The 26,281-nt window shown below is 71.8% G+C and carries 17 protein-coding genes and 1 pseudogene; 11 read left to right on the forward strand and 7 right to left on the reverse strand.

Translation table 11 applies throughout. The features are described 5' to 3' along the window. Nucleotides 1-35: 35 nt before the first annotated feature. Nucleotides 36-620, reverse strand: coding sequence for a biotin transporter BioY (locus tag ABZ842_RS06135; RefSeq protein WP_361532414.1), 585 nt, complete (start codon nucleotides 618-620; stop codon nucleotides 36-38). A gap of 419 nt (nucleotides 621-1,039) precedes the next feature. On the opposite strand from ABZ842_RS06135, the gene ABZ842_RS06140 reads away from it, so the two are divergent. The 4 genes from ABZ842_RS06140 (at nucleotide 1,040) to ABZ842_RS06155 (ending at nucleotide 5,563) form a co-directional block, all read left to right on the forward strand. Further along, entirely contained in the window at nucleotides 1,040-2,476 is a 1,437-nt protein-coding gene (locus ABZ842_RS06140; protein WP_361532417.1) for an amino acid permease, read from the forward strand. A 107-nt stretch (nucleotides 2,477-2,583) separates the two neighbouring features. Beyond that, the gene (locus ABZ842_RS06145; protein WP_361532420.1) at nucleotides 2,584-3,597 is read left to right on the forward strand and encodes a 2-hydroxyacid dehydrogenase; all 1,014 of its coding nucleotides are present in this window, start codon (nucleotides 2,584-2,586) and stop codon (nucleotides 3,595-3,597) included. 112 nt (nucleotides 3,598-3,709) lie between these two features. Beyond that, complete coding sequence (locus tag ABZ842_RS06150) at nucleotides 3,710-4,801, forward strand: glycerophosphodiester phosphodiesterase family protein (RefSeq protein ID WP_361532423.1); 1,092 nt, start codon at nucleotides 3,710-3,712, stop codon at nucleotides 4,799-4,801. Between the two features lie 126 nt (nucleotides 4,802-4,927). Then, complete coding sequence (locus ABZ842_RS06155) at nucleotides 4,928-5,563, forward strand: superoxide dismutase (RefSeq protein WP_361532426.1); 636 nt, start codon at nucleotides 4,928-4,930, stop codon at nucleotides 5,561-5,563. Nucleotides 5,564-5,740: 177 nt separating this feature from the next. Here the strand turns inward: ABZ842_RS06155 and ABZ842_RS06160 are convergent, their stop codons facing one another. Next, nucleotides 5,741-6,382 carry a DsbA family protein gene (locus ABZ842_RS06160; RefSeq protein WP_361532429.1) on the reverse strand — a complete coding sequence of 214 codons (642 nt, stop codon included), beginning with the start codon at nucleotides 6,380-6,382 and terminating at the stop codon, nucleotides 5,741-5,743. A gap of 138 nt (nucleotides 6,383-6,520) precedes the next feature. Between ABZ842_RS06160 and pepN (ABZ842_RS06165) the strand changes: the two genes are divergently transcribed. The 4 genes from pepN (ABZ842_RS06165) (at nucleotide 6,521) to ABZ842_RS06180 (ending at nucleotide 15,422) form a co-directional block, all read left to right on the forward strand. Then, nucleotides 6,521-9,121, forward strand: a complete 2,601-nt coding sequence (gene pepN, locus ABZ842_RS06165; protein ID WP_361532432.1) for an aminopeptidase N — start codon at nucleotides 6,521-6,523, stop codon at nucleotides 9,119-9,121. 549 nt (nucleotides 9,122-9,670) lie between these two features. Then, a complete protein-coding gene (locus ABZ842_RS06170; RefSeq protein WP_361532435.1) occupies nucleotides 9,671-10,600 on the forward strand; it encodes a hypothetical protein in 930 nt (309 codons plus the stop codon). A gap of 191 nt (nucleotides 10,601-10,791) precedes the next feature. Next, on the forward strand, nucleotides 10,792-14,118 hold the full coding sequence (locus ABZ842_RS06175) for a S8 family serine peptidase (RefSeq protein WP_361532438.1): 3,327 nt from the start codon (nucleotides 10,792-10,794) through the stop codon (nucleotides 14,116-14,118). A 269-nt stretch (nucleotides 14,119-14,387) separates the two neighbouring features. After that, nucleotides 14,388-15,422 (forward strand): aspartate-semialdehyde dehydrogenase, encoded by a 1,035-nt coding sequence (locus tag ABZ842_RS06180; RefSeq protein ID WP_361532441.1) that lies wholly within the window; start codon nucleotides 14,388-14,390, stop codon nucleotides 15,420-15,422. A 69-nt stretch (nucleotides 15,423-15,491) separates the two neighbouring features. Here the strand turns inward: ABZ842_RS06180 and ABZ842_RS06185 are convergent, their stop codons facing one another. The 4 genes from ABZ842_RS06185 to ABZ842_RS06200 form a co-directional block, all read right to left on the reverse strand. After that, nucleotides 15,492-16,493 carry a MerR family transcriptional regulator gene (locus ABZ842_RS06185; protein ID WP_361532444.1) on the reverse strand — a complete coding sequence of 334 codons (1,002 nt, stop codon included), beginning with the start codon at nucleotides 16,491-16,493 and terminating at the stop codon, nucleotides 15,492-15,494. Nucleotides 16,494-16,500: 7 nt separating this feature from the next. Then, nucleotides 16,501-17,160 carry a HEAT repeat domain-containing protein gene (locus ABZ842_RS06190; protein WP_361532447.1) on the reverse strand — a complete coding sequence of 220 codons (660 nt, stop codon included), beginning with the start codon at nucleotides 17,158-17,160 and terminating at the stop codon, nucleotides 16,501-16,503. Nucleotides 17,161-17,531: 371 nt separating this feature from the next. Further along, entirely contained in the window at nucleotides 17,532-17,735 is a 204-nt protein-coding gene (locus ABZ842_RS06195) for a hypothetical protein (RefSeq protein WP_361532450.1), read from the reverse strand. 134 nt (nucleotides 17,736-17,869) lie between these two features. Beyond that, a complete protein-coding gene (locus ABZ842_RS06200; protein ID WP_361532691.1) occupies nucleotides 17,870-21,118 on the reverse strand; it encodes an RHS repeat-associated core domain-containing protein in 3,249 nt (1,082 codons plus the stop codon). Between the two features lie 488 nt (nucleotides 21,119-21,606). Between ABZ842_RS06200 and ABZ842_RS06205 the strand changes: the two genes are divergently transcribed. Together ABZ842_RS06205 and ABZ842_RS06210 are read left to right on the forward strand one after the other, a co-directional pair. After that, nucleotides 21,607-22,125 (forward strand): SRPBCC family protein, encoded by a 519-nt coding sequence (locus ABZ842_RS06205; RefSeq protein WP_361532453.1) that lies wholly within the window; start codon nucleotides 21,607-21,609, stop codon nucleotides 22,123-22,125. A 29-nt stretch (nucleotides 22,126-22,154) separates the two neighbouring features. Next, nucleotides 22,155-22,469: pseudogene (locus ABZ842_RS06210) on the forward strand (LysR family transcriptional regulator); the annotation flags it as partial. Between the two features lie 489 nt (nucleotides 22,470-22,958). On the opposite strand, the gene ABZ842_RS06215 reads toward ABZ842_RS06210, so the two are convergent. Beyond that, entirely contained in the window at nucleotides 22,959-23,486 is a 528-nt protein-coding gene (locus ABZ842_RS06215; protein ID WP_361532456.1) for a DUF1203 domain-containing protein, read from the reverse strand. 151 nt (nucleotides 23,487-23,637) lie between these two features. Between ABZ842_RS06215 and pepN (ABZ842_RS06220) the strand changes: the two genes are divergently transcribed. Then, a complete protein-coding gene (gene pepN, locus ABZ842_RS06220; protein ID WP_361532459.1) occupies nucleotides 23,638-26,220 on the forward strand; it encodes an aminopeptidase N in 2,583 nt (860 codons plus the stop codon). Nucleotides 26,221-26,281 lie beyond the last annotated feature (61 nt).

The following is a 26,281-nucleotide window of genomic DNA, read 5'->3' on the forward strand; positions in this document are numbered from 1 at the left end:
AACGCCCCGCGGCGGGCGGCCGGCGCCGCGAGGGGCTAGTCGCGGGGGGAGAGGAGCTTCCACGCAGTGGGGAGCGCGCCCATTGCCAGCGCCGCCTTCAGCGCGTCGCCGATGAGGAACGGCGTCAGGCCCGCCGCCACCGCCTCCGTCATCGACATGCCCGTCGCCAGCGCGAGGTACGGCACGCCGATCCCGTAGATGATCGCCGAGCCCACCACCATCGCCCCGGCCATCCGCAGCACGGAGCGGTCCGCGCCCCGCCGCGCCAGCGCGCCCACGACCGTCGCCGCCAGCAGCATGCCGAGGATGTAGCCGAACGACGGCATGCCCCAGCCCGCCTCGCCCTCCGCGAACCACGGCATGCCCGCCATGCCCGCCACCGCGTACAGCGCGAGCGAGAGGAAGCCGCGGCGGGCGCCGAGCGCCGTGCCGACGAGGAGCGCGGCGAAGGTCTGGCCGGAGACCGGGACGGGCGAGCCGGGCACCGGCACCGCGATCTGCGCCGCGAGGCCGGTGAGCGCCGCGCCGCCGGCGACGAGCAGGACGTCGCGGGTGCGGGAGGCGGGCAGCAGGTCCGCGAGGACCGCGCCGGGGCGTGTGGTGACGGTGGCAGTGCTCATCGGGTCTCCGCGGGGACGTAAGGAGAAGGGACACGGGAGAAGCAAAGAAACGAGGCAAACAACGCGACCGTAGCCCAGGTGCTTTCACTGGACCACCATCAAGCGTCGACAAAGGCAGCCGAAGGCCGTTGATGGGGAATCAACAAAGGACCGCCTCCAACCCCGCCGCACCCCACCTCACGCGTGACCCTCATCACGTGCACGGGACGGTTCCCGGGGCCCCGGAGTGGGGAGTCGCGCAAACGACCGGTCTGTAGGGTCCCACCAAGGGTCACCGACGGACCCGATCACCGTCGACGCGTAGGCGCGTGTACACGATGTGTGAGCCTCGTGGCCGTATAGCGGACAACCGTTCCCCATGAGCGGTCGCGGCACTCAGACTGGGCGCCTTCCCGAACCGCTAGTGATAGAGGGCGCCCATGTCCCGAACCTCCGCGTCCGCCGAGCCGGCGAAGCCCGCCGGCCCCGGCGGCCCCGTCGAGCGCCGCCCGGACGACGTCGTCCTCTCCCACGGACTCAAGCAGAGACATCTGTCGATGATCGCCCTCGGCGGGGTGATCGGCGCCGGGCTGTTCGTCGGCTCGGGTGCGGGCATCGCCGCCGCCGGTCCGTCCATCGTCGTGGCGTACGCCCTCTCGGGGCTGCTCGTCATGTTGGTGATGCGGATGCTCGGGGAGATGTCCGCGGCGAACCCGGCGTCCGGCTCGTTCTCCGTCCACGCGGAGCGCGCGATCGGCCCGTGGGCCGGCTTCACCAGCGGCTGGGCGTTCTGGACCCTGCTCTGCGTCGCCGTCGGCATCGAGGGCATCGGCGCCGCGAAGATCATGAGCGGTTGGATGCCCGGTACGCCGGAGTGGGCCTGGGTCGCCCTCTTCATGTTGGCGTTCTGCGCCACGAACCTTGCCGCCGTGCGCAATTTCGGCGAGTTCGAGTTCTGGTTCGCCGCCTTGAAGGTCGCCGCGATCGTGCTGTTCCTGGTGATCGGCGGGCTCGCGATCTTCGGGCTGCTGCCCGACACCGACGCGCCCGGCACGGCCAACCTCACCGGTGAGGGCGGGTTCATGCCGAACGGCACGGACGGGTTGATCGTCGGTCTGCTCGCCTCCGTCTTCGCGTACGGCGGCCTGGAGACCGTCACCATCGCCGCGGCCGAGTCCGAGGAGCCCGTGCGCGGCGTCGCCAAGGCGGTGCGCACCGCGATGTGGCGGATCGCGATCTTCTACATCGGCTCCATGGCGGTGATCGTGACGCTGGTGCCGTGGGACGACCCCGAGGTCGCCGAGAAGGGTCCGTACGTCGCCACCCTGGACCACCTCGGCATCCCGGCCGCCGGCGAGATCATGAACGTCGTCGTGCTGATCGCGCTGCTCTCCGCGATGAACGCGAACATCTACGGCGCGTCCCGGATGGCGTGCTCGCTGGTCGCCCGCGGCCAGGGCCCGACCTTCATGGGCAAGACGAACAAGGGCGTGCCGCGCACCGCCGTGCTCGCCTCCTCCGTCTTCGGCTTCGGCTGCGTCCTGCTCAGCTACTGGCGGCCCGACGACGTCTTCATGTGGCTGCTCAACATGGTCGGCGCGATCATCCTCGTCGTCTGGATCTTCATCGCGGTCTCGCAACTGGTGCTGCGCCGCCGCACCGAGCACGAGGACCCGTCCCGGCTGGTGGTGCGGATGTGGCTGTACCCCTACCTGACCTGGGTGGCGCTGGCCGGCATGGTGACGGTGTTCGTCCTGATGGCCAGGGACGACGGCACGCGCACCCAGCTCTACTACACGGGCGGCCTCACCCTGGCGCTCGCCGCGACGGGATACGCCCGGCAGAAGTGGGCGAGAAAGTCGCGTACACGGGATTGACGCCCCCCGCCCGCGGTCGCAGGCTGCTGTGCCATCTACGGAGGTCGGGCGGCCGGGTAGTCGGGTCAGGGACGGCGGGCCCCACGCCCCCAACACGGAGGCGACGAATGAGAGTTCTGGCTGCCGGTGACCACTTCGTGCGCAACTCCCTGATCGCCGAAGCCCTGAGGCACGACATCACGGACGCGTCCCTGGACCTGACCGAGTTGACGTTGCCCTGGCCGCTGGAGCCGTTCGGGCCGGTCGCGGAGGTGGAGGAGGCGAGCGACAGCGAGGACGCGCTGATCGCCGCGCTCGACGGGGTGGAGGTGTGCGTCACCCAGATGGCGCCCTTCACCGAACGCGTCCTGGCCGCCGCGCCCGCGCTGCGGATGATCGCGGTCTGCCGCAGTTGGCCGGTGAACATCAACGTGGCGGCGGCGCGGCAGCGGGGCGTGCGGGTGTGCTGTGCGCCCGGCCGCAACGCGGCGGCGACCGCCGAGTTCACCCTCGGGGTGATGCTCGCCGCGCTGCGCCGCATCCCGGACGCGCACAACTCCCTGACCGGCAGGGGCCACTGGGACGGCTCGTACTACACCTACGAACACAGCGGCACCGAACTGGAGGACACGCCCGTCGGGGTCCTCGGGTACGGCGCGGTCGGCAGCCGGGTGGCCCGGGTGCTGGGCGCGTTCGGCGCACAGGTGGAGGTGTACGACCCGTACGTGCGCGGCGACGTGCACGGTCTGCGGGCGCCGACGCTCGAAGCCATGCTCAGCCGCTCCCGGGTGCTCACCCTGCACGCCCGGCTGACCGCGGAGACCCGCGGAATGATCGGACCGCACGAGCTGTCGTTGCTGCCGCGCGGCGCGGTGCTGGTGAACACCGCCCGCGGCGGGCTGGTCGACACCCACGCCCTGTGCGACGCGCTGGACAGCGGCCACCTCGCGGCGGCGGCGCTGGACACGTACGAGGAGGAGCCGCCGCGGCCGGGCAGCCGGCTGTTCTCCACCCCGAACCTGGTGTTGACGCCGCACGTGGGCGGCGCGAGCCGGGCGGTGGCGCAGAAGGCGGCGGCGTTCATCGCGGCGGAGGTCGGACGGTACGCCCGCGGCGAGCGCCTGGCCCACGCCCTGGCCTGACGCCAGATGCATGGCTCCTGACATCTGGCACCCGACGTCTGAAGCCGGCCGCCGTTTCGCGTGATGGCCCGTCACCCGCATGGCGGCACCCGCCCCGGGGCACACCGGGGACATGGCTGATACGGGTGGGATGACGCGACGCAGCGCCGTGACCCTGGCGGCGGGCGCGGCCTTCACCGGCGCCGCGAGCTCCGCCGCCGCGGCGCCGGCGGCGGCGGAGGCGAACCACGACACCGGCCGCGGGCCGCTGGTCGTCGGACACCGGGGCGCCGCCGGCTGGCGTCCCGAGCACACGCCGGCTTCGTACGAACTCGCCGTGCAGACCGGCGCGGACTGGATCGAGCCCGATCTGGTGATGAGCGGGGACGGCGTCCTCGTGGTGCGGCACGAGAACGAGATCTCCGGCACCACGGACGTCGCCCGCCGCCCCGAGTTCGCCGCCCGGCGCACCACCAAGACGGTGGACGGGCGCCGGGTGACCGGCTGGTTCACCGAGGACTTCGCCCTCGCCGAACTGCGCACCCTGCGCACGGTCGAACGGCTGCCCCTGGTGCGCGACCGGAACACCGTCTTCGACGGGGTGGCGCAGATCATGACGTTCCAGGAGGTGGTGGACCTGGCGCGGACGCTCTCGCGCACGCACCGCCGGCGGATTGTCGTCTTCCCCGAGACCAAGCACCCCACCTACTTCCGCTCGATCGGACTGCCGCTGGAGCCCGAGTTGATCCGGGTGCTGCGGCGCAGCGCGCTCGGCCCCGGCGGGTGCGTGGTGCAGTCCTTCGAGCCCACCAGCCTGCAGCGGGTGGCGGCGGCGCGGCTGCGGGTGCCGCTGTGGCAGGCGCTCGGCACCGTCGGCGGCCCGTACGGGCACGACGAGACGTACGCGCAGATGCGCACCCCCGAGGGGCTGCGCCGGATCGCCGCGTACGCCCAGTGGATCGGGCCCGACAAGTCCTCGCTCGTCGCGCCCTCGCCGCTGCTCGCGGACGCGCACGCGGCGGGGCTGCGGGTGGGCGCGTACACCTTCCGGGCGGAGAACCAGTACCTGCCGGCGGAGCTGCGCCGCGGCGCGGACCCGTACGCCTTCGGCGCCGCCCTCACGGAGTACGCACAGCACTACGCCATGGGGGTGGACGCGGTGGTGACGGACTTTCCGGACCTGGCGGTGGCCGCCCGGCGGGCGTGGGCCGAGGAGCGGTCGTAGCGCTCGCAGGGGCCCCGGTCCTAGGACCAACGCACGATCCGGCCGGGCCGTTCCGGCGCGATAACTGCTGCTAACGTGCAGATGCATAAGATGTGCAATAAGCAGCAGCCCGGAGGGACCCCGGACATGGCCGTCTACACGCTTCCTGAACTTCCCTACGACTACGCCGAGCTCGAACCGGTCATCAGCCCGGAGATCATCGAGCTCCACCACGACAAGCACCACGCGGCCTACGTCAAGGGCGCCAACGACACCCTGGAGCAGCTCGCCGAGGCGCGGGACAAGGAGTCGTGGGGCTCGATCAACGGTCTGGAGAAGAACCTCGCGTTCCACCTCTCCGGGCACATCCTGCACAGCATCTACTGGCACAACATGACCGGCGACGGCGGCGGCGAGCCGCTGGACAAGGACGGCGTGGGCGAGCTCGCCGACGCGATCGCCGAGTCGTTCGGCTCGTACGCCAAGTTCAAGGCGCAGCTGACGAAGGCGTCCGCCACCACGCAGGGCTCCGGCTGGGGCGTCCTCGCCTACGAGCCGGTCAGCGGCCGGCTGATCGTCGAGCAGATCTACGACCACCAGGGCAACGTCGGCCAGGGCTCGGTGCCGATCCTGGTCTTCGACGCCTGGGAGCACGCCTTCTACCTGCAGTACAAGAACCAGAAGGTGGACTTCATCGAGGCCATGTGGAAGGTCGTGAACTGGCAGGACGTGGCCAAGCGCTATGCCGAGGCCAAGGGCCGCACGCCGCTGATCGCCCCCTGACGCCGAACGCGCCGGCGCGGGGCACAGCCCCGGCCGACGGGCGCCCACGGTCGTCCTGCTCGTGATCGTCTTCTCACCTTTCACGTGCGGGCGGATAGAAGGAGGACCCCCGCGAGGACGTGACTCGCGGGGGTCCTTCCGTTCGCTGCTGCGCGGCTTCTGACCAGAGGCCGCGGTTCAGAGGTTGGAGAAGTCCGGGTCCGCCGTGCGGGTGCGCTTGATCTCGTAGAAGCCGGGGGTGGCGGCCACCAGCAGCGTGCCGTCCCACAGCCGGGCCGCGGCCTCGCCCTGCGGCGCGGGGGTGACGACCGGGCCGAAGAAGGCGACCTGTTCGCCGTCCGCGCCGGGCACCGCGATGACGGGCGTGCCGACCTCCTGGCCGACCTTCTCGATGCCCTCCCGGTGGGAGGCGCGCAGCTGGGTGTCGTAGGTGTCCCGGTCGGCGTACTCGATGAGGTCGGCCGGCAGGTCGACGTCCGCGAGGGCCGCGGCGACGGCCTCCCGGGTGGGGCCCTCGCCCCGGTTGTGGAAGCGGGTGCCGAGCGCGGTGTAGAGCGGGCCGACGACCGCGTCGCCGTGCAGCTCGCGGGCGGCGGTGACGACGCGGACGGGCGCGATGGCGTCCTTCAGCCCCTCCCGGTACTCCTCGGGGAGCTCGTCCATCCGGTCCTCGTTCAGCACCGCGAGGCTCATCACGTGCCAGCGGACCTCGACGTTCCGCACCTTCTCCACCTCCAGCATCCAGCGGGAGGTCATCCAGGCCCAGGGGCACAGGGGGTCGAACCAGAAGTCCACCGGGGTTCTGGCGTTCTCGGACATGTCTCTCCTCAGGGACGTGAAAGTCTGTTCCCGTCAACGACGGCCGTCACCGACCGATTCCCCGATCACGTGCTGGACGGGGCGCGCAGCGCCCGTGGCAGGATCGGTGCCGTTCACATGAGACACGAAGGAGTGCCCGTGCCGGGTGAGAATCTGTCCCGCGACGAGGCCCGCGAGCGGGCCGAGCTGCTGTCCGTCGACGGGTACGAGGTGGCCCTCGACGTCCGTTCCGCGATCGACGCCCCCGGTGCCGACGCGGGCGGCGACGGCGAGAAGGGCGCGCCGCGGACGTTCCGGTCCGTGACCACGATCCGGTTCCGCGCCGCCCGGCCGGGCGCCGCCACCTTCGTCGACCTGATCGCGCCGCGGGTGACCGCGGTGAGCCTGAACGGCACGGCGCTGGACCCGGCCGAGGTCTTCGACGGCGCGCGCATCGCGCTGGCGGACCTGGCGGCGGAGAACGTCCTCGTGGTGGACGCCCAGTGCGCCTACAGCCGGACCGGCGAGGGGCTGCACCGCTTCGTCGACCCCGAGGACGGCGAGGTGTACCTGTACACCCAGTACGAGCCGGCGGACGCCCGCCGCGTCTTCGCCAACTTCGAACAGCCCGACCTGAAGGCACCGTTCCACTTCGAGGTGACGGCGCCCGAGGGGTGGACGGCGTGGAGCAACGGCGCCGGGGAGCGGGGCGCGGACGGGGTGTGGCGGTTCGCGAAGACGCAGCCGATCTCGACGTACATCACGGCCGTCGTCGCCGGTCCGTACCACTACGAGACCGACCTCTACACCCGGACGTTCGACGACGGGACCGTGCTGGAGATCCCGCTGGGCGCGATGTGCCGCAAGGGCCTCGCCCGGCACTTCGACGCGGACGACGTCTTCCTCGTCACCAAGCAGGGCCTGGACTTCTTCCACGACCGCTTCGACTTCCCCTACCCCTTCGGGAAGTACGACCAGGCGTTCGTGCCGGAGTACAACATCGGCGCGATGGAGAACCCGGGGTGCGTCACCTTCCGGGAGGAGTTCATCTTCCGCGGCAAGGTCACGCAGGCGGCGTACGAGCGGCGGGCCAACGTCGTCCTGCACGAGATGGCGCACATGTGGTTCGGCGACCTGGTCACCATGGTGTGGTGGGACGACCTGTGGCTGAAGGAGTCCTTCGCCGACTTCATGGGGTCGTACGCGATGGTCGGCGCCACCCGCTTCACCAACGGCTGGACCACCTTCGCCAACAACCGCAAGGCGTGGGCCTACCGGGCCGACCAGCTCCCGTCCACGCACCCGGTCACGGCCGACATCCGCGACCTGGAGGACGCCAAGCTGAACTTCGACGGCATCACCTACGCCAAGGGCGCCAGCGTGCTGAAGCAGCTGGTGGCGTACGTCGGCGAGGACGCGTTCCTGGAGGGCTCGCGGCGCTACTTCAAGCGGCACGCGTACGGCAACACCCGCCTGGACGACCTGCTGTCGGCGCTGGCGGAGACCTCCGGGCGGGACATGGCCGCGTGGTCGCGCTCCTGGCTCCAGACCTCCGGGGTGAACTCGCTCGCCCCGCAGATCACGTACGACTCCGGTGACCGGATCACCGAACTCTCCGTCGTCCAGGACGGGGAGACGCTCCGGCCGCACCGCGTCGCGGTGGGGCTGTACCGGCGCGAGGGCACCGAGCTGGTGCGGTACGCGTCGGCCGAGGTCGACGTCGACGGCGCGCGGACCGCGGTGCCGGAGCTCGCGGGCTCGGAGCGGCCGGCGTTCGTGCTCGTCAACGACGAGGACCTGACGTACTGCAAGATCCGCTTCGACGAGGGCTCGCTGAGCACGCTCCGCGCCCACCTGGGCGACGTCACCGACCCGCTGGCGCGGGCGCTGTGCTGGTCGGCGCTGTGGAACCTCACCCGGGACGCGCTGATGCCGGCGCGCGACTTCGTCGACCTGGTGCTGCGGTTCGCCGGGCGGGAGTCCGACATCGGGGTGCTGCAGATGCTGCACGCCTGGGCGCGCACCGCGCTGGTCCACTACGCGGCGCCGCAGTGGCGCGCGGAGGGCGGGCGGCTGCTGGCGGAGGGCGCCCTGCGGGAGCTGCGGCAGGCCGAGCCGGGCAGCGAGCACCAGCTCGCCTGGGCGCGGTTCTTCGGCTCCGTCGCCGATTCCGCGGCGGACCTCCAGCTCCTCAAGGGGCTGCTGGACGGCACCGCGAAGATCGACGGCCTGGACGTCGACCAGGAGCTGCGCTGGTCCTTCCTCGAACCGCTGGCGGCGCACGGCGTCGCGGACGAGGCGGCGCTGGCGGCGGAGTTGGCGCGGGACGACACCGCGTCCGGCACCCGCCACCACGTGCGCTGTCTGGCGGCGCGGCCGTCCGCGGCGGTGAAGGACCAGGCGTGGGCGCAGGTGGTGGAGTCGGACGAGCTGTCCAACGCGCTGGTGGAGGCGACGATCTCGGGCTTCGTCCAGTCGGGGCAGCGGGAACTGCTCGCGCCGTACGCACCGAAGTACTTCGAGGCGATCGAGCGGGTGTGGCGGGAGCGGACCATCCAGATCGGGATGGACGTGGTCTCCGGCCTGTTCCCGTCGCTCCAGGGGGATGCGGCGCGGGTGGCGGCGGAGGAGTGGTTGGGGGCGCGGGGCGATGCGGCGCCGGCGCTGCGGCGGTTGGTGTTGGAGGCGCACGACGACTTGTCGCGTGCGCTGTCCGCCCAACGCTGCGACGCCGCTGCCGCGCCCCCCGAAGGCGCGTAACCCTTACTGCGCCCCGGCCCGCGCCGGGGCGCCCCCTGCGAGGCCCCCGTCCGGGCCCCGCCCCCTACGGAGTGGCGTGCGGTGGGCAACCCAGGGGCCGCGAGCCCACGCAACCCAACCCCCGCGAGGGGGCATGTGTGGAGCAACCTAGGGGCGCGGGGAACTGCGCGACCAACCATCCACGGTCTGTGGGTGATGGACGGCCTGTAGTCCTACGGCGAGTGGTCCTTGACGCCGCCAAGTCGGCAAGACTATTCGCCGTTGGGCCGCGGGCCCGTTGTCGGCTGCACACCGTACGTGGCTGGTCGCACAGTTCCCCGCGCCCCTAGGTAGCCCACCCCACGCTCCTCCGCAGGAGCTACGTTGCCCACCCCGGGCTCGCGCCGGGGGGAGGGACATCAACGCGGCCCCGGGTTGCCCGCCTCACGCCACTCCGCAGGAGGTAGGTCGCCCACCTTCGCAAGGGGTCCCGCGGGGGAAAGGTCGCGGGATGTGCACAGGGGTGTAACAGCGGGTAGCGCGGGGGCGGGCGGGGGGAAGAGGGTCCGCATGGAACACGACGCCACCGCGTACCCCTCCCGCTTCCACGCCCGCCACCACGTGGTCTCCGCCGCCGAGTTGCGCAGCCACCGCACCCACCGCACCCGCGGCGACCGGCAGCTGTTACTGCCGGGGGTCTATCTGCTGCGCGCCGGCGCGGCCACCAGCGAGGAGCGGCTGTGCGGCGCGCTCGTGTACGCGTCGCGGCCCGGCGCAAGCGCCGCGGACGGCGCGGACGGGCAGGCCGTGCTCACCGGACTCGCCGCGCTCGCGCTGCGCGACTTCGCCGGCGCCCCCGCCCTGCGCGACGTGGAGCACGTCGACGTGCTGGTGCCGCGCACGCGCCGGCTGCGGTCGACGGGGTACGCGCGGATCGTCCGGGCGCAGGTGCTCCCCGAGCCGGAGTGGCTGATCGGGCTGCCCGTCGCCCCGGTGCTGCGCGCGGTCGTGGACGCCGTCGCGCACACGGCGGAGCCGGCCGCCGTACGGGCCCTGCTCGCGGAGGCCGTCGGCGGCGGGCACTGCGAGCCGGCCGCCCTGGTCGGGGAGTTGCGGCAGGCGCGGCTGCTGCACCGCCCGCCCGTCGCCGACGCGGTCGAGTCGCTGCTGGCGCAGGGGCGGCTGCTCGCCGAGGAGCGGCTGTACGCGCTGGTGCACGCGTACGGCCTGCCCGACCCGGTGTGGAACGTGGAGTTGAGACTTCCGCAGGGCCCGAGCCTGGGCTCCGTGGACGCGTTCTGGCCGGAACAGGCGGTCGCCGTCGCGCTGGACGCCCGGGAGTGCCACCGGGACCTGGAGCAGTGGGGCATCACGGTCGTCCAGCTCACCCCGCACAAGCTGCGCGACCGCCCTGACCAGCAGGCCGTCGTGGTGCGCACGGCCCTGATGGCGGCGGTGGACCGCGACCTCGCCCAGCAGGTCGTCGTCCTGCCCCGGTGACGGTAGCTCCCGCTTCCTCCCTGCTCGTCCCCGCTGGCGCGTCGTCCACGGTGGCGGGTTTATGCCATGGCCACATCACATCGGTCGGCGCCCCTCCCCAAAACCCCGCCCCGTGCGAAAGGCTGAGCGGTCGTCCGGCACCGAAAACCGGACTGACGTTCTCCGTGTCCTCCTTCACAACAGGGATGCTGATGACCCCCGATTCCCAGAGCTCCATATCCGGACGCTCCACCCCCGGGCGCAGACGCGCGGCCCGCATCGCAGCCGCCGCGTCGCTGGTGACGGCGCTGGTCGCCACCGGCGCGGCCCCGGCGTTCGCCACCACCCCGGCCGACCCCGACCCCGCTGCCGGGGCGAAGGCCGTCCAGCCCGCCGAGAAGAAGCTCGGTGCCGCGGACGTCGAACTCCTCGCCGAGGCCGAGGCCAAGGGCGAGAAGCACGTCACGGTGATGGTGGCCACCGCCCCCGGCTCGACCGAGCCGGTGGCGCAGCAGTTGGACGCCGTCGACGGTGCGTCCGTCGGCAAGACGTACGACGCGCTCGGCTACGTGCGGGCCACCCTGCCCACCGCGAAGGCGGAGGCCGCCCTCAAGGCCGCCGCCAAGCTCCCCAGCGTCCACGGCATCGACCTCAAGCACGAGGTGAAGCTGGACGACCCGACCCCGGCCGGCGACACCACCAAGGCCGCGGGCACCGCCGGCAAGCAGGGCAAGAGCTACCCGGCGCCGGGCAAGCACACCCCCGCGAAGAACCCGTACAACCCGTCGTTCGAGACGGGCGCGGTGGACTTCGTGAAGAAGCACCCGAAGTACGACGGCCGCGGGATCACCATCGGCGTCCTGGACTCCGGCGTGGACATCGCCCACCCGGCGCTGCAGAAGACCACCACCGGCGAGCGGAAGATCGTCGACTGGGTCACCGCGACCGACCCGGTGTACGACGGCGACGGCACCTGGCGCCAGATGCGGCTGGAGGTGAACGGCCCGACGTTCACCGTGAACGGCCGCGCGTACACCGCGCCCGCCGGCACGTACAAGTTCAACCTCTTCGCCGAGGCCGCCACCCGCGGCGGCGACATGGCCGGCGACCTGAACCGCGACGGCGACACCACCGACGTGTGGGCGATGCTGTACGACCCGGCGCAGGGCACGGTCCGGGTGGACCTGAACAACGACGCCGACTTCGGCAACGACACCGCCATGAAGCCGTACAAGGACGGCTTCCAGATCGGCTACTTCGGCAAGGACGACCCGGCGACCCCGGTCGTCGAGCAGATCCCCTTCGTGATCGAGCTGCGCAAGGACGTCGTCTACAACCCCGACACCGGCGCCAAGGCCGACTACGCCTCCATCGGCGTCATCGAGGGTTCGCACGGCTCCCACGTCGCCGGCATCACCGCCGCCAACGGCCTGTTCGGCGGGAAGATGAACGGCGCCGCGCCCGGCGCCAAGATCGTCTCCTCCCGGGCCTGCACCTGGAGCGGCGGTTGCACCAACATCGCCCTCACCGAGGGCCTGGCGGACCTGGTGATCAACCGGGGCGTCGACATCGTCAACATCTCCATCGGCGGCCTGCCGGCGCTCAACGACGGCAACAACGCCCGCGCGGAGCTGTACAACCGGCTGATCGACACCTACGGCGTCCAGCTGGTGATCTCCGCGGGCAACGACGGCCCCGGCACCAACACCCTCGGGGACCCCGGCGTCGCCACCAAGGCGATCTCCGTCGGCGCGTCCATCTCCAAGGAGAGCTGGGCCGCGAACTACGGCTCGCAGGTGACGAAGAAGTACCAGATGATGCCCTTCTCCTCGCGCGGCCCGCGCGAGGACGGCGGCTTCACGCCCACCATCACCGGCCCCGGCTCGGCGATCCAGACCACCCAGACCTGGTCCCCCGGCGGCCCCGTGAAGGAGGCCGGCTACCAGCTCCCGCCCGGCTACTCCATGCTCCAGGGCACCTCGATGTCCTCGCCGCAGGTCGCGGGCGCCAGCGCGCTGCTGCTGTCCGCCGCCAAGCAGCGCGGCATCGACCTGACCCCGGCCAAGCTGCGGACCGCGCTGACCAGCACCGCGAACAAGATCCCCGGGGTGCAGGCGCACGAGCAGGGCGCCGGTCTGATGGACACCGTCGACGCGTGGGAGTCCATCACGGACGGCGTCGGCGCCCACGAGTACGCCGTGAAGGCGCCCGTGGACACCGCGATCGACTTCGCGCTGAAGGACCCGGGCTTCGGCACCGGTCTGTACGACCGCGAGGGCGGGCTGAAGGTCGGCCAGTCCAAGACGTACGACATCACCGTCACCCGCACCACCGGCCCCAAGGGCTCCGTGTGGCACGAGCTGGACTGGCGGAACAACGACGGCACCTTCCGGCTGCTCACCGGTGACAAGGTGCGGCTGCCGCTGAACCAGCCGGTGACCGTGACCGTGCAGGCCCGGCCGAAGTCCGTCGGCGTCCACTCGGCGATCTTGGAGGCGGACGACCCGCGCACCGAGGGCGTCGACAAGCAGATCATGTCGACCGTCGTCGTCTCCACGCCGCTGGCGGCCCCCTCGCACGCGTTCTCCGCGGCGGGCTCGGTCCAGCGCAACAGCTCCACCTCGTACTTCATCAACGTGCCGGCGGGTGCGAAGAACCTTGAGGTCGCGCTCGGCGGGTTGGCGAAGGGCAGCCAGACGCGCTTCATCAGCATCCACCCGTACGGGGTGCAGATGGAGGACAGCGCCACCATCTTCTGCTACCCGAACTACGAGAGCCCGACCAACACCTGCCGCCCCGACCTGCGGTCGTACGCCGACCCGACGCCGGGCGTGTGGGAGATCGAGGTCGAGTCGCGGCGCACCTCGCCGCTGCTGGACAACCCGTACAAGCTGGACGTGACGCTGCTGGGCGCCGACTTCGACCCGGCGATCACCACGCTCCCCGAGGTGAAGGTCGGCACCCCGGCCCCGGTCGACTGGAAGGTGACCAACAAGGTCGCCCCCGTCGACGGCAAGCTGGCCGGCGGCTCCCTGGGCTCGGCGAAGGTGGCCCGGCCCACCATCAAGCAGGGCGAGACGGACGAGACCACGGTGACCGTCGGCGCCGGCGTCGAGCGGCTGGACATCGCGATCGGCAACACCTCCGACCGCGGCGCCGACCTCGACCTGTCGGTCTACAACGAGGCCGGCGTGCGCGTCGGCTCCGCCGCCGACGCGGACTCCGAAGAGGCCGTCAGCCTGATCAAGCCCGCGGCGGGCACCTACACCATCGTGGTCGACGGCTACGCCGTGGCCGCGGAGGGCACCGAGTACGACTACCGGGACGTGTTCTTCGCCCCGTCGCTCGGTGAGCTGAAGGTCGACCCGAACAAGCCGGTCAAGCTTGGCACCGGTGAGTCCGCGCAGGTCAGCGCGGAGGTCGTGGTCGCCGGCCCGGCTCCCGAGGGACGTCAGTTCTTCGGCGAGGTCCGGCTGGTGAACGCCCGCGGCACCGCGGCGGGCGCGGGCAGCGTGGTGATCGGGAAGGTCGTTCCGTAACGACAGCGACGACGACCACTGCGCGGCAGTAGGACGACGGGGGGCGGGCGCCCGGTGTGGGCGCCCGCCCCTCCCCCGTTCCCCGGGGACGGCGAGCGGCGCCCGCCCGCCCGGTTCCGCCGGCCCCCGGATTGTTCGCCTCGTCACAGATTCCGCCCCTTGGACAATGGACTGGACAAGTCAGCCGTGGGGACACGCATCATGGAGCGGCAACCGTCGCCAGCAGATCACGTGGATCTCGCAGATCAGAACGTACGAAGGAGTCTTCCGTGAGGGTCGGAATCGTCGGAGCCACCGGTCAGGTCGGCACGGTCATGCGCAGGATCCTCGCAGAGCGGAAGTTCCCCGTCGAGGAGCTGCGGCTGTTCGCGTCCGCCCGCTCCGCCGGCTCCACCATCGCGTGGGAGGGGCGTGAGATCACCGTCGAGGACGCCTCCGTCGCCGACTACAGCGGGCTCGACATCGTGCTGTTCTCGGCGGGCGGCGCCACGTCGCGCGCGCTGGCGGAGAAGGTCGCCGGGCAGGGCCCGGTCGTGATCGACAACTCGTCCGCCTGGCGGATGGACCCCGAGGTCCCGCTGGTGGTCTCCGAGGTGAACCCGCACGCGGTCAAGGACCGCCCCAAGGGCATCATCGCCAACCCGAACTGCACCACCATGGCCGCGATGCCGGTGCTGAAGCCGCTGGCGCAGGAGGCCGGTCTGACCGCGCTGATCGCCACCACGTACCAGGCCGTCTCCGGCTCCGGGCTGTCCGGCGTCGCCGAGCTGGACGGCCAGGTGAAGCAGACCGTGGAGGAGGCGACGGCCCTCACACACGACGGCGAGGCGGTCTCCTTCCCCGAGCCCGGCGTCTACAAGCGCCCCATCGCCTTCAACGTGCTGCCGCTGGCCGGCAACGTCGTCGACGACGGCTCCTTCGAGACGGACGAGGAGCAGAAGCTCCGCAACGAGTCCCGCAAGATCCTGGAGCTGCCGGAGCTGAAGGTCTCCGGCACCTGCGTGCGCGTGCCGGTCTTCACCGGCCACTCCCTCCAGATCAACGCCCGCTTCGCCGGCCCGCTGAGCGTGGAGCGCGCGTACGAGCTGCTGGCCGGGGCGCCGGGCGTGGAGCTGTCCGAGATCCCCACCCCCCTCCAGGCGGCGGGCAAGGACGCTTCGTACGTGGGCCGGATCCGGCGCGACGACACCGTGGAGCACGGTCTCGCGCTGTTCGTCTCGGGCGACAACCTGCGCAAGGGCGCCGCGCTGAACGCCGTCCAGATCGCGGAGCTGGTCGCGGACGAGCTCGCCGCGAAGAAGTAGCCGCTCCCTCTTCGGCCCCGCCCCGGTGCACGGGTGCGGGGCCGACGCGTGCCCGGGGGTCCGCGCACGTCAGCGGCTGTTGCGCAGCTCCAGCACGTACGTGGCGGTCAGCGCGACGACGTGGTCCGCGTCCCGCGTCAGGTCGTCGAGGGCGCGGGCCGCGGTGGCGCCCGGGACGTCCGCGAGGGCCTGGGTGAGCCGTCGACGCCCGGCCGGGTCCGTACCGGCGTGGGCCAGCCGGTCGACGAGTCCGGCGGCGATCTCGTCGGCGGCGGGGCCGGTCGCCAGCGCGCTCAGCGCATCGGCCGCGTCGACGTCGTTCACCCCCTCGACGACCATGTCGACGAGGGTGGGGACGGCCTCGGCCACCCCGCGGGCGGCGAGCACCGGGGCCGCCCGGCGACGGACGGCGACGTCCGGGTGGGCGAGGGCGCCTTGCAGCAGCGCGGTCGCCGCGCCGTCGGGGAACTCCGCGATGGACCGAACGGCCCGCTCGCGCACCTCGGCGACGGGCGAGCGCAGGCCCTTCGCCAGCAGCGCGAGTCCGCGGTCCCCGGACTGGGCGAGGGCCCAGCGCAGCGCCCCGGCGACGTTCGGGTCGCTCTCCCCGAGCACCGATTCCACCAGGGTCTCCACCGGTACCGGGGCCTCGTCGACCGCGGTGAGGGCGGCGCGCTGGCGCTTGCCCGCGCTCTCCGAGTCCAGCGCCTGGAGGAGGGCGACGACCTGGAGGACCTCCTCCCAGCCGGTGGGCTCGGCGGCCTCGATCCGTTGCAGCCGGGCCAGCAGCTCCGTCTCGGCCGCGATGCGCTCCACCGTGCGGCGGGCGAGGTCCTCGACCAGCTCCGACGGTGTGAAGCCGGGGTCGTCGAGCGCCCGCTTGACCTCGTGCAGCGACAGCCCGAGGGACCGCAGGCTCTCGATGTGGAAGATGCGTCGGATGTCGTCGCCGGAGTACTCGCGGTAGCCGGCGTCGGTGCGGTGCGCGGGGCGCACCAGTCCGAGCGATTCGTAGTGGCGCAGCATCCGGGCGCTGACCCCGGACCGCCGCGCCACCTCACCGATCAGCACGAGACCCTCACCACCGGACCTGGTCGGGGTCGAGGACCGCGACGCGTTTCGCTTCCTCGACGGCGAGCGTGAAACCGGCTTCCGGGTCGCGGTAGAGCTGCTCCGTGGCGATCGCGTGGGCGCGTACGTCCGGGTCGGGGTCGTCGGCCGCGGCGTACAGCACCGGCAGCACCACCTCGCCGAGTCCGATCAGCGCCCGGCTGAGGCTCAGCCGGGTCTCCCGGCTGCCGCGGGCGAACTGCGTCGCCAGCACGTCGGCCAGTGCGCGCTCCTCGCCGTCGGGCACGAACGCGACCGCGGTGCGCCAGGCGGCCCGCGCCACCTCGTCGTCGGCGTCGAGCAGCAGGTCGCGGGTGAGCGACGGCCAGGTCCGCGGGTCGCCGATCTTCGACAGGGTGTGCAGGGCCTGGCTGCGGGCCTGCGCGAGCGGCGAGCGGAGTTCGGGCAGGAGTCGGGGGACGGTCGCGGCGGGGTCGTGCCGGGTGAGCGCCCACGTCAGCATCTCTCGTACGGAGAACTCCGGCTCGACCGCGCACCGCGCCACGAGCGGTTCGACGGCCGCGTTGTCGGGGGCGGGGTCCGTGCCGATCGCGAGCGCGGCCCGCAGTCGTACGGACGCGTCGCCGTCCTCCAGCGCCCCGAGCGCGGCTGCCATCTGTGCGGTCATCCGGACCACCTCCTCGACACCAGTGAAGAGCTTGCCACCGTGTCAAGGTCAAGCCGATGACCTGTCCGTCTGGCCGCACCCGCGGCTTCCCTGCGGGACGCGGCGCGAGACCTCCCCACCGTTCCCCTGCGGGGTGCGTTGGTCTCTGCGGGCCGGTGGTGGGCTTGTCGCGCAGTTCCCCGCGCCCCTAATAGCCTTCACCTCAGCCCGCAGGCGAGTGACGGGGCAGCGAAACAGGTGGCGCTGGGGGTCCCCCCGTGCCCGCAGGGCACAGGGGGCGGAACTGCGCGGGTAACCCACCACCGAGCCGCAGAGACCGACGCGTTCCGCAGGAGAACGGCGGGTGCGTCCAGGCGGCGGGTCCCTAGGCGTCAGGGCTGGCCCTTCCGCATGCGTCGCATGAAGAGGGTGAAGCCCGCCCACAAGGCGATCGCGCCCCCCACCAGGAGCCAGCCGAGGTGGCGGCCGGTGGCGAGGGTCAGGGCGGTGATGAGGACGACGAACAGCGCGGCGAAGACGTTGACGCCCCTGACGTAGAACCGGATCGCGGCCTGCCGCTCCGTGCTCCATCCCATGCGGTCCACGGTGATCACCTTTCGCGCGGCTTTCTTCGACGGACGGGTGCGCCGGGGAGGAACCCCCTGGGGGATCCCTCCCCGGCCGGTGGAGAGTTAAAAGGCCCTGGGGCCTGTCTCACAGGCCCCAGGCTCTAGCCGAAGATCGTGTCGACGAGGCCGGACGCGGCTTCGCCCGCCCCCCACGCCCCGGCGAAGCAGATCGGCTGGCCCCACATCGACATGCCGCCCGTGGGGATCGCGCTGCCCAGCAGGACCGCCTCGCAGGCGAGGAAGAAGCCGCCGCCGGCGAGGAAGCCGGCGACGTCGCCCCACAGGCCGACGGTGTCGCCGGTCACCAGCCCGTGGACGGCGCTGAAGCCGTCGCCGACCCAGCCGAGCGCGTCCACGCCGCCGCCGATCGCGTCGACGATGCCGCCGATGCTGAACAGGCCGCTGGGGTCGATGAGGTTGGTGGGGTCACCGGAGGCGTACAGGTACGGATTGGCCTCCACGCCCGCGGGGTCGGGCTGGGTGAAGCGCCCGGTGTTCGGGTCCAGGTAGCGGGCGCTGAGGTGGTAGAGCCCGGTCGGGTCCTGGTAGCCGCTGGCGAAGCGGTACGGCTGGGGCACCTGCTCGCTGATGGAGCGGGTGACGCCGCGCGGGCTGTAGTCGTAGGTGTTGACCTTGTCGCCGGCCTCGTTGACGACGGCGCGGGTCGAGCCGATGGCATCGGTGAGGTAGTAGTACGTGTGCACGGTCCGCGCCGGGCCGTGCGTGCGGAAGGAGTTGAGCTTGCCGCTCGGCTCCCGGACGAAGTTCGTGTCCACGCCGCCGGTCGTCTTCGCGGAGAGCCCGACGGGCCCGTGGTGGAAGAGGGTGTCGCCGAACTGGGTGCGCTCGGACTGGTCGGTGGAGGCGTACCGGCCCTGGTAGGTGGTCCCGGCGTGGGTGAGCGAGGTCAGCTGGGCGAAGTCGCTCCAGTGCGCGCCGGTGCGGGTGGAAGCGGGCGTGGGGGCGGCGGCGGTCTCGTTGCCGGCGCCGTCGTAGGACCAGCCGGTGGTGCTGCCGTTCTTGCCGGTGATCTGGGAGGCGTCGTTGTAGCTGTAGGTCGTGCCGCCCGGGCAGCCCGCGGCGGTGCCCTGCGAGGTGAGGTTGCCGGCCTTGTCGTAGCAGTACAGCCAACTGTCGTTGACCGCGGCGCCCTTGGTCTCCTTGGTGAAGGTGAGCCGGCCGGCGGAGTCGTAGGTGTAGGCGCGCTTGAGCCCGGCGACGGCGTCCGTCTCGGTGCGGATGCGCCCGCCGTCCTTGGTGGTGGTGCCGCTGGCGTACGAGTAGTCGTAGGCGAGGTCGAGCAGGGTGCCCTTGGCCGAGGTCGCCTTGATCCGCTCGGGCCGGTTCGCCTTGTCGCGGGTGACCGTCTCGACGGTGCCGCCGGGGTAGCTGGTCTTGGTGCGGGCGTCGTTGGCGTTGTACTCGTACCCGGTCTTCTTGCCCTGCGGGTCGGTCAGCGCCTCCAGCCGGTTGACCTTGTCGTAGGTGTAGCGCACGGTGCCGGCCGGGTCCGTGTACGTTTCGAGGTTGCCCTCGGGGTAGTAGGTCAGGACCGTCTGGGAGCCGTTCTGCAGGGTGCGGACCGTCTCGCGGGAGAGCGGGTCGAAGGCGTACGTGACGATGCCGGTGGCGTCCGAGCGCTGGCGGAGGTTGCCGTCGCCGTCCCAGGCGTAGTCGGCCCAGCCGGTGGGGCCGCTGACCCGGGTGATGCGGTCGCGGTGGTCGTAGGTGAACGTGGTCTTGGTACCGCGGCCGTCGGTGGCGGTCAGGACGCGACCCGCTTCGTCGTACGTGTAGTTGCTGGCGCCCATGGGGGCCGGCGGGACGACCTTCACCAGGTTGCCCTTGGCGTCGTACGTCGCCTTGGTGGCCTTCCCGTTGGCGTCCTTGATCTCACAGCGCTGGCCCTGGAAGCCGCCGCAGGTGGGGGTCGCCGGGTTGTACGCGAAGGCGCGGGTGCCGCCTTCGGGCCCGGCGACGGTCTCCTTCGTGGCGTTGCCCGCGTCGTCGTAGGTGTAGCTGATCTCGACGCCGTCGGCGCTGTTCAGCTTCCCGGGCAGGTCGGCGCCGCCGATGGTGCGGTAGCCGGTGAGGGCGGAGGTCGCACCGGTGGGGAGCTTGGCGGAGGTGGGGTTGGAGCGGGCGTCCCAGCCGTACGCGGTGACGTTGCCGGGGGTGCCGCCCACGCCCATCGCGTCGGTGGCGGTCTGGAGGTTGCGGTTGGCGTCGTAGGTGCGGTCGCGGGACTTGCCGAGCGCGTCGGTGACCTTGGTGATCTCGCCGTCCGCGGCGTGGGCGTACGTGGTGGTGTTGCCCGCCGGGTCGGTGACCGTGGTGGAGCCGGCCTTGTTGGGGGCGTCCGCGGAGTAGCGGTAGGTGTAGGTGGGGCCGGTCTCGCCGGAGCCGTTGAAGTGGGTGGCGCGCTTCATCGACGTGACGCGGTTCGTCGCGTCGTAGGTGAAGACCGTCACCCGCCCCTCGGGGGTGGTGATCTTCGTCAGTCGACGGTCGGCGTCGTAGCCGAACTGGGTCGCCTTGCCCTCGGAGTCGGTGACCTTGGCGAGGTCACCCGTCGGGTTGAGGTCGTACACCACGGTGCGGCCGGCGTTGTCCTTGGCCTGCCACTGCGCGGGGAACGTCTTGACGAGGTCGATCCAGCGGCCGGAGCGGGACTCGGTGAGCTTGAAGCCCTTGTGCTCGCCGCCGGCGTCGTGCTGGGCGATCAGGACGTGACCGCCGTTGCGGTCGGTCACCTTCACCAGCGTGCCGGTCTGGCTGTAGGTGTCCTTGGTGCCGGAGCCGCGCTCGGTGACGACGAACTCGCCGTTGGCGGACCTCTCCAGGTCCAGCCGGTGGCCCTCGGGGGTCGAGTACGTGCCGTCGGCCTTCTTCGGGAAGGAGACGGAGGCGCCGGTGGCGTCGTACAGGACGACCTTGTCGGTCTCGATCTGCAGGTACCGCTCGTAGTTCTGCCACCAGCGCTGGGAGACCTTGCCCCAGGGTGCGTCCAGCGAGTTGTACGTACGCGTCAGCCGCAGCGACTTGTCGACGCCCGAGAGCTGGAGGTCGGTGGCGGCGAGCATCAGGTTGCCGGTGGAGTAGTTCGTCCGCACCACCAGGGAGTCGGTGACGCGCACGTCGGAGACCTGGTGCCACGGCACCTCGCCCTGCCCCTTGGGCACGACGGCGGCCAGGGCGTCGGCGGTGCGCTGTGCCGTACCGGACTTGGGGGCGTTGCGGGGGCTGGCGGCGCGGTCCTGCTGCGCCGTGCGCCACCGGGCGACCTCCGCGGACGTCGCGCCGCGCACCGACTCCGGCGCCTTGTTCTTGCCGACCTTCACCGGCGGCATCGGCGCCGGCTCGCCCTTCTTGCCCCACGCGGAGGACGACTCCCCCGCCCGTTTCTCCGGTGCGCCCTGCGCCAGTGCCGGCACCGCCGAGACGACGAGCGCGACGGCGACTGACGCGGCGACCATGATGCGGCGCGGAGCGGGACGGCGACGTCTGTGCGTTGTTCCTGTGGTGCCTGAAGACATGCGTCTCCTCCTCAGGAATGCAGGCCACAGCAGCCCCAACGGCCACTGGGCACCCGCACGCTAGCCACGACCCCACGCTAATTACGTGTACATGCCCAATGGTTGGGCGCTTTTCGGCCTAACCCGACGGCGAGAATGTCGATGAATCACCTGACAGAAACGCCATGAATGCCCAACTGACGCCGTGCGCCACCAGGAGGGACGTCCGGGCGGCGCGATTGGCGCGATGCCTACGGCCCATCGCGTGATACCCCGGACTCCGCGCCCGCGACCTCCTGCGCACCCCACGTAGGGTCGGGACCATGACCAGAACGGACCGCGTCAGCAAGGTGATCGCAGCTCCACCGGCAGTCGTCTACGGAAGCCTGCTCGACCCGGCGGCCCTGGAAGCGTGGCTGCCGCCCCAGGACATGAGCGGACGGATCGAACAATGGGACCCGCGGCCCGGTGGCGGGTTCCGGATGGTCCTCACGTACCTCGACCCGACCGACAGCCCGGGCAAGACGTCGGACGCGACGGACGTCGTCGAGGTCGGGTTCGTCGACCTGGTGCCGGCCGAACGCGTGGTGCAGCGGGCGGTGTTCGAGGCGGAGGACCCGGCGTACGCCGGCGTCATGACGCTGACCTGGGAGCTGGTCGCGGTCGACGCCGGTGACGGTGCCGGTGCCGGCACCGAGGTGACCGTCACCGCCACGGACGTGCCGCCCGGCATCAGCCGGGCCGACCACGAGGCCGGGCTGAACTCCTCGCTGGCCAACCTGGCGGCGCACGTCACTGGACAGGCGTTCAAGCCTTCGTCGAGCGCCCCCGGGGAACAATGACGGCAAGGCGTCGAGTGGAGGTCGGACGGATGAGCGGGTTGGAGACGCACGAGTTGCGCTGCTTCATAGTGCTGTCCGAAGAGTTGCACTTCGGGCGCACCGGGCAGCGGTTGTACATCACGCAGAGCCGGGTCAGCCAGCTCCTCGCCGCCCTGGAGCGCCGGATCGGCGCCCGCCTGGTGGAGCGGACCACCCGACGCGTGAGCCTGACCCCCTTTGGCGAACGCTTCCTCGCGGAGCTGCGTCCGGCGTACGAGCGCCTGGAGTCGGTGATCGACGCGGCGCGGGAGACGGCGCGGGGCCGTACGGGCACGCTGCGGATCGGCTTCCAGTGCGGGGCGAACGGCCAGGGGATGCCGCCGGTGTCCGCGTTCCGCGAGGCGTGCCCGCAGACGCAGTAGGTGCCCCTCGCGGCCCCCTCGGCTGCGCCGTCGCTCCAACGGGCGCACTAGGCCGTGTCCGACAAATCCCGTCTGGGCCGCAGGGGCGGACGACGCTATTTGTCAGACACGACCTAGCGCCGTGATGGCCGGGCAATCGCGGCGACCACACCCCGGTGGTGGGCTTGTCGCGCAGTTCCGCCCCCTATGCCCAGAGGGCATGGGGGGGGACCCCCAGCGCCATCTGTTTCGCTACCCCCGTCACTTGCCTGCGGGCTGGGGCACGGCTTAGGGGCGCTGGGGGTTCCCCCACGCCCTCTGGACGTAGGTGGGGGTGCCCCCGTGCCCGCAGGGCGCAGGGGGAGGAACTGCGCGACAAGCCCACCACCAGCCCGCAGGGATCAACGCACCCCCGGCCCCAACGGCGCGCCCGCCAGCCGCGCCCCGAAACGCCTACGCCTTCCGCGCCTCGAAGAGGAAGCAGCCGTACTCCACCGCGCGGACGTGCACCAGCACCACACCCGGCTCCTCGAACGCCTCCCTCAGTTCCCGCTCGAAGCCCTCGTCCGCGTCGTCCGGGAGCTCGATCAGCCGGCCGCCGACGATGTGGCCGTTCGCGTCGTACCTGCGCAGCACCCGCAGCACGCCCGGTCGGGCGAAGGGGTACCCGTTCCACTCCTCGCCCGGCCCCCCGCACTCCCGGGCGTGGACGAAGACCGGCCCCTGTTCCTCGTAGGCCCCCGGCCGCGCCCCCCGCTCCGCTGCCCAGCGCCGCAGCGGTGCGTACGACACCAGCGCTATGGAGTCGCCCGGCTCGCTCCTGCGCAGGCAGCACCGCAGGGGGCGGCCCCCGTCGTCGTCGGTGAAGGGGACGCAGGGGCGCCCCGCGTCGTCGGTGTCGCGCAGCTCCGCGAGGGCACCCGCCCCGATGGGCAGCGGGCGCAGCTCACGGGCGGCGCTCCGTGTGGTCTTCGTCGTCATGCCACGAGCTTCCCCCGCCGCCGCCCCATCTTCCGGCGGGATTCGGACGTCGCGTTCCCCCAGGTCACGGCCGGACCATACTCAGACGACCACACCCCACCCGCCATGGAAAGATGGCCGCAAACACCACATATAACCGAGGAGACACCGCGTGCCTGGCACGAATCTGACCCGCGAAGAGGCGCAGCAGCGGGCGCGCCTGCTCACCACCCACGCGTACGAGGTCGACCTCGATCTGAGCGGGGCGCAGCAGGGCGGCACCTACCGTTCGGTGACCACGGTCCGCTTCGACTGTGCCGAGGCGAACGCGCACACCTTCATCGACCTGGTGGCGCCCGCCGTGCACGAGGTCGTCCTGAACGGCAACACGCTCGACGTCGCCGCCGTCTTCCGGGACTCGCGGATCGACCTGAAGCACCTGCCGCAGGGCCCGAACGAGCTGAAGGTCGTCGCGGACTGCGCGTACACGAACACCGGCGAGGGCCTGCACCGCTTCGTCGACCCGGTCGACGAGCAGGCGTACCTGTACACGCAGTTCGAGGTGCCGGACGCGCGCCGGGTCTTCGCGAACTTCGAGCAGCCGGACCTGAAGGCGACGTTCCAGTTCACCGTGAAGGCGCCGCAGGGCTGGACGGTGATCTCGAACTCGCCGACGCCCGAGCCGACGGGCCCCGGCGGCGACGTGTGGCGGTTCGAGCCGACGCCGCGGATGTCGACGTACGTCACGGCCCTGATCGTGGGCCCGTACCACTCGGTGCACAGCAGTTACGAGCAGGACGGGCAGTCCGTCCCGCTGGGCATCTACTGCCGGCCGTCGCTCGCGGAGCACCTGGACGCGGACGCGATCTTCGAGGTCACGCGGCAGGGCTTCGCGTGGTTCCAGGAGAAGTTCGACTACCCGTACCCCTTCGCCAAGTACGACCAGCTCTTCGTGCCGGAGTTCAACGCGGGCGCGATGGAGAACGCGGGCGCGGTGACCATCCGCGACCAGTACGTCTTCCGCTCCAAGGTGACGGACGCCGCGTACGAGGTGCGCGCGGAGACGATTCTGCACGAGCTGGCCCACATGTGGTTCGGCGACCTGGTCACCATGGAGTGGTGGAACGACCTGTGGCTGAACGAGTCGTTCGCCACGTACACCTCCATCGCCTGCCAGGCCGCGGCGCCCGGTTCGCGCTGGCCGCACTCGTGGACGACGTTCGCGAACTCCATGAAGACCTGGGCGTACCGGCAGGACCAGCTCCCCTCCACGCACCCGATCATGGCGGAGATCCGGGACCTGGACGACGTCCTGGTGAACTTCGACGGCATCACGTACGCCAAGGGCGCGAGCGTGCTGAAGCAGCTGGTGGCGTACGTCGGTGAGGACGAGTTCTTCCGCGGCGTCCAGGCGTACTTCAAGGCCCACGCCTTCGGCAACACCCGGCTGAGCGATCTGCTGGGCGCGCTGGAGGAGACCTCCGGGCGCGATCTGAAGACCTGGTCCAGCAAGTGGCTGGAGACCGCGGGCATCAACGTGCTTCGCCCGGAGATCGAGACGGACGCCGACGGCGTCGTCACCTCCTTCGCGGTGCGCCAGGAGGCCCCGGCGCTGCCGGCTGGGGCGACGGGCGAGCCGACGCTGCGTCCGCACCGGATCGCGATCGGCTGCTACGACCTGGACGGCGACGGCCGGCTGGTGCGGACCAACCGCATCGAGCTGGACGTCGACGGGGAGCTGACGGACGTGCCGTTCCCCGCGGGCACCAAGCGTCCCGCGGTGATCCTGCTGAACGACGACGACCTGTCGTACGCGAAGGTCCGCCTGGACGAGGCGTCGCTGAAGGTCGTCACCGAGCACCTCGGCGACTTCGTCGAGTCGCTGCCGCGCGCGCTGTGCTGGGCGTCGGCGTGGGACATGACGCGCGACGGCGAGCTGGCGACCCGCGACTACGTCGCGTTGGTGCTGTCCGGCGTCGGCAAGGAGACCGACATCGGCGTGGTGCAGTCGCTGCACCGCCAGGTGAAGCTGGCGATCGACCTGTACGCGGCGCCGGCGGCGCGGCCGGCGCTGCTGGACACCTGGGCGCAGGAGGCGCAGCAGCGGCTGCGGGCGGCCGAGGCCGGCGGCGACCACCAGCTGGCGTGGGCGCGGGCGTTCGCGGGCGCGGCCCGTACGGACGAGCAGCTCGACCTGTTGCGTGCGCTGCTCGACGGCACCGAGACCATCGACGGCCTGGCCGTGGACGCCGAGCTGCGCTGGACTCTGGTGGAGCGGCTGGCGGCGACGGGCCGGCTGGACGAGGCGGGCATCGCGGCGGAGTACGAGCGGGACCGCACCGCCGCGGGCGAGCGGCACGCGGCGACGGCGCGCGCCGCTCGGCCGACGGCGGAGGCGAAGGCCGAGGCGTGGGCCTCGGTCGTGGACCGCGACGACCTGCCGAACGCGATGCAGGAGGCGGTGATCGCGGGCTTCGTCCAGACGGACCAGCGGGAGCTGCTGGCGCCGTACGCGGCGGAGTACTTCGCGGCGGTCAAGGGCGTGTGGGAGTCCCGCAGCCACGAGATGGCGCAGCAGGTGGCGATCGGGCTGTACCCGTCGCTCCAGGTGTCGTCGGCGACGCTGGAGGCGACGGACGCGTGGCTGGCGTCGGCGGAGCCGAACGCGGCGCTGCGGCGGCTGGTGCTGGAGTCCCGCGCGGGCGTCGACCGCGCGCTGCGCGCCCAGTCCGCGGACGCGGCGTCCCGGGCCTGACCCCACCCGGGCCCCTGGAGCCACCCGCTCCGGGGGCCCGCGCGGCGGTCTGCTGGAACGC

The sequence above is a fragment of the Streptomyces sp. NPDC047315 genome (genome assembly GCF_040643215.1).
In the GTDB taxonomy this organism is placed as follows: Bacteria; Actinomycetota; Actinomycetes; order Streptomycetales; family Streptomycetaceae; genus Streptomyces.

What these genes read in the sequence shown, in the direction of transcription:
- ABZ842_RS06135 (WP_361532414.1), bottom strand. Translation starts at nt 620, where the DNA reads ATGAGCACTGCCACCGTCACCACACGCCCCGGCGCGGTCCTCGCGGAC.
- ABZ842_RS06140 (WP_361532417.1), top strand. Translation starts at nt 1,040, where the DNA reads ATGTCCCGAACCTCCGCGTCCGCCGAGCCGGCGAAGCCCGCCGGCCCC.
- ABZ842_RS06145 (WP_361532420.1), top strand. Translation starts at nt 2,584, where the DNA reads ATGAGAGTTCTGGCTGCCGGTGACCACTTCGTGCGCAACTCCCTGATC.
- ABZ842_RS06150 (WP_361532423.1), top strand. Translation starts at nt 3,710, where the DNA reads ATGGCTGATACGGGTGGGATGACGCGACGCAGCGCCGTGACCCTGGCG.
- ABZ842_RS06155 (WP_361532426.1), top strand. Translation starts at nt 4,928, where the DNA reads ATGGCCGTCTACACGCTTCCTGAACTTCCCTACGACTACGCCGAGCTC.
- ABZ842_RS06160 (WP_361532429.1), bottom strand. Translation starts at nt 6,382, where the DNA reads ATGTCCGAGAACGCCAGAACCCCGGTGGACTTCTGGTTCGACCCCCTG.
- ABZ842_RS06170 (WP_361532435.1), top strand. Translation starts at nt 9,671, where the DNA reads ATGGAACACGACGCCACCGCGTACCCCTCCCGCTTCCACGCCCGCCAC.
- ABZ842_RS06175 (WP_361532438.1), top strand. Translation starts at nt 10,792, where the DNA reads ATGACCCCCGATTCCCAGAGCTCCATATCCGGACGCTCCACCCCCGGG.
- ABZ842_RS06190 (WP_361532447.1), bottom strand. Translation starts at nt 17,160, where the DNA reads ATGACCGCACAGATGGCAGCCGCGCTCGGGGCGCTGGAGGACGGCGAC.
- ABZ842_RS06195 (WP_361532450.1), bottom strand. Translation starts at nt 17,735, where the DNA reads ATGGGATGGAGCACGGAGCGGCAGGCCGCGATCCGGTTCTACGTCAGG.
- ABZ842_RS06200 (WP_361532691.1), bottom strand. Translation starts at nt 21,118, where the DNA reads ATGCCGCCGGTGAAGGTCGGCAAGAACAAGGCGCCGGAGTCGGTGCGC.
- ABZ842_RS06205 (WP_361532453.1), top strand. Translation starts at nt 21,607, where the DNA reads ATGACCAGAACGGACCGCGTCAGCAAGGTGATCGCAGCTCCACCGGCA.
- ABZ842_RS06215 (WP_361532456.1), bottom strand. Translation starts at nt 23,486, where the DNA reads ATGACGACGAAGACCACACGGAGCGCCGCCCGTGAGCTGCGCCCGCTG.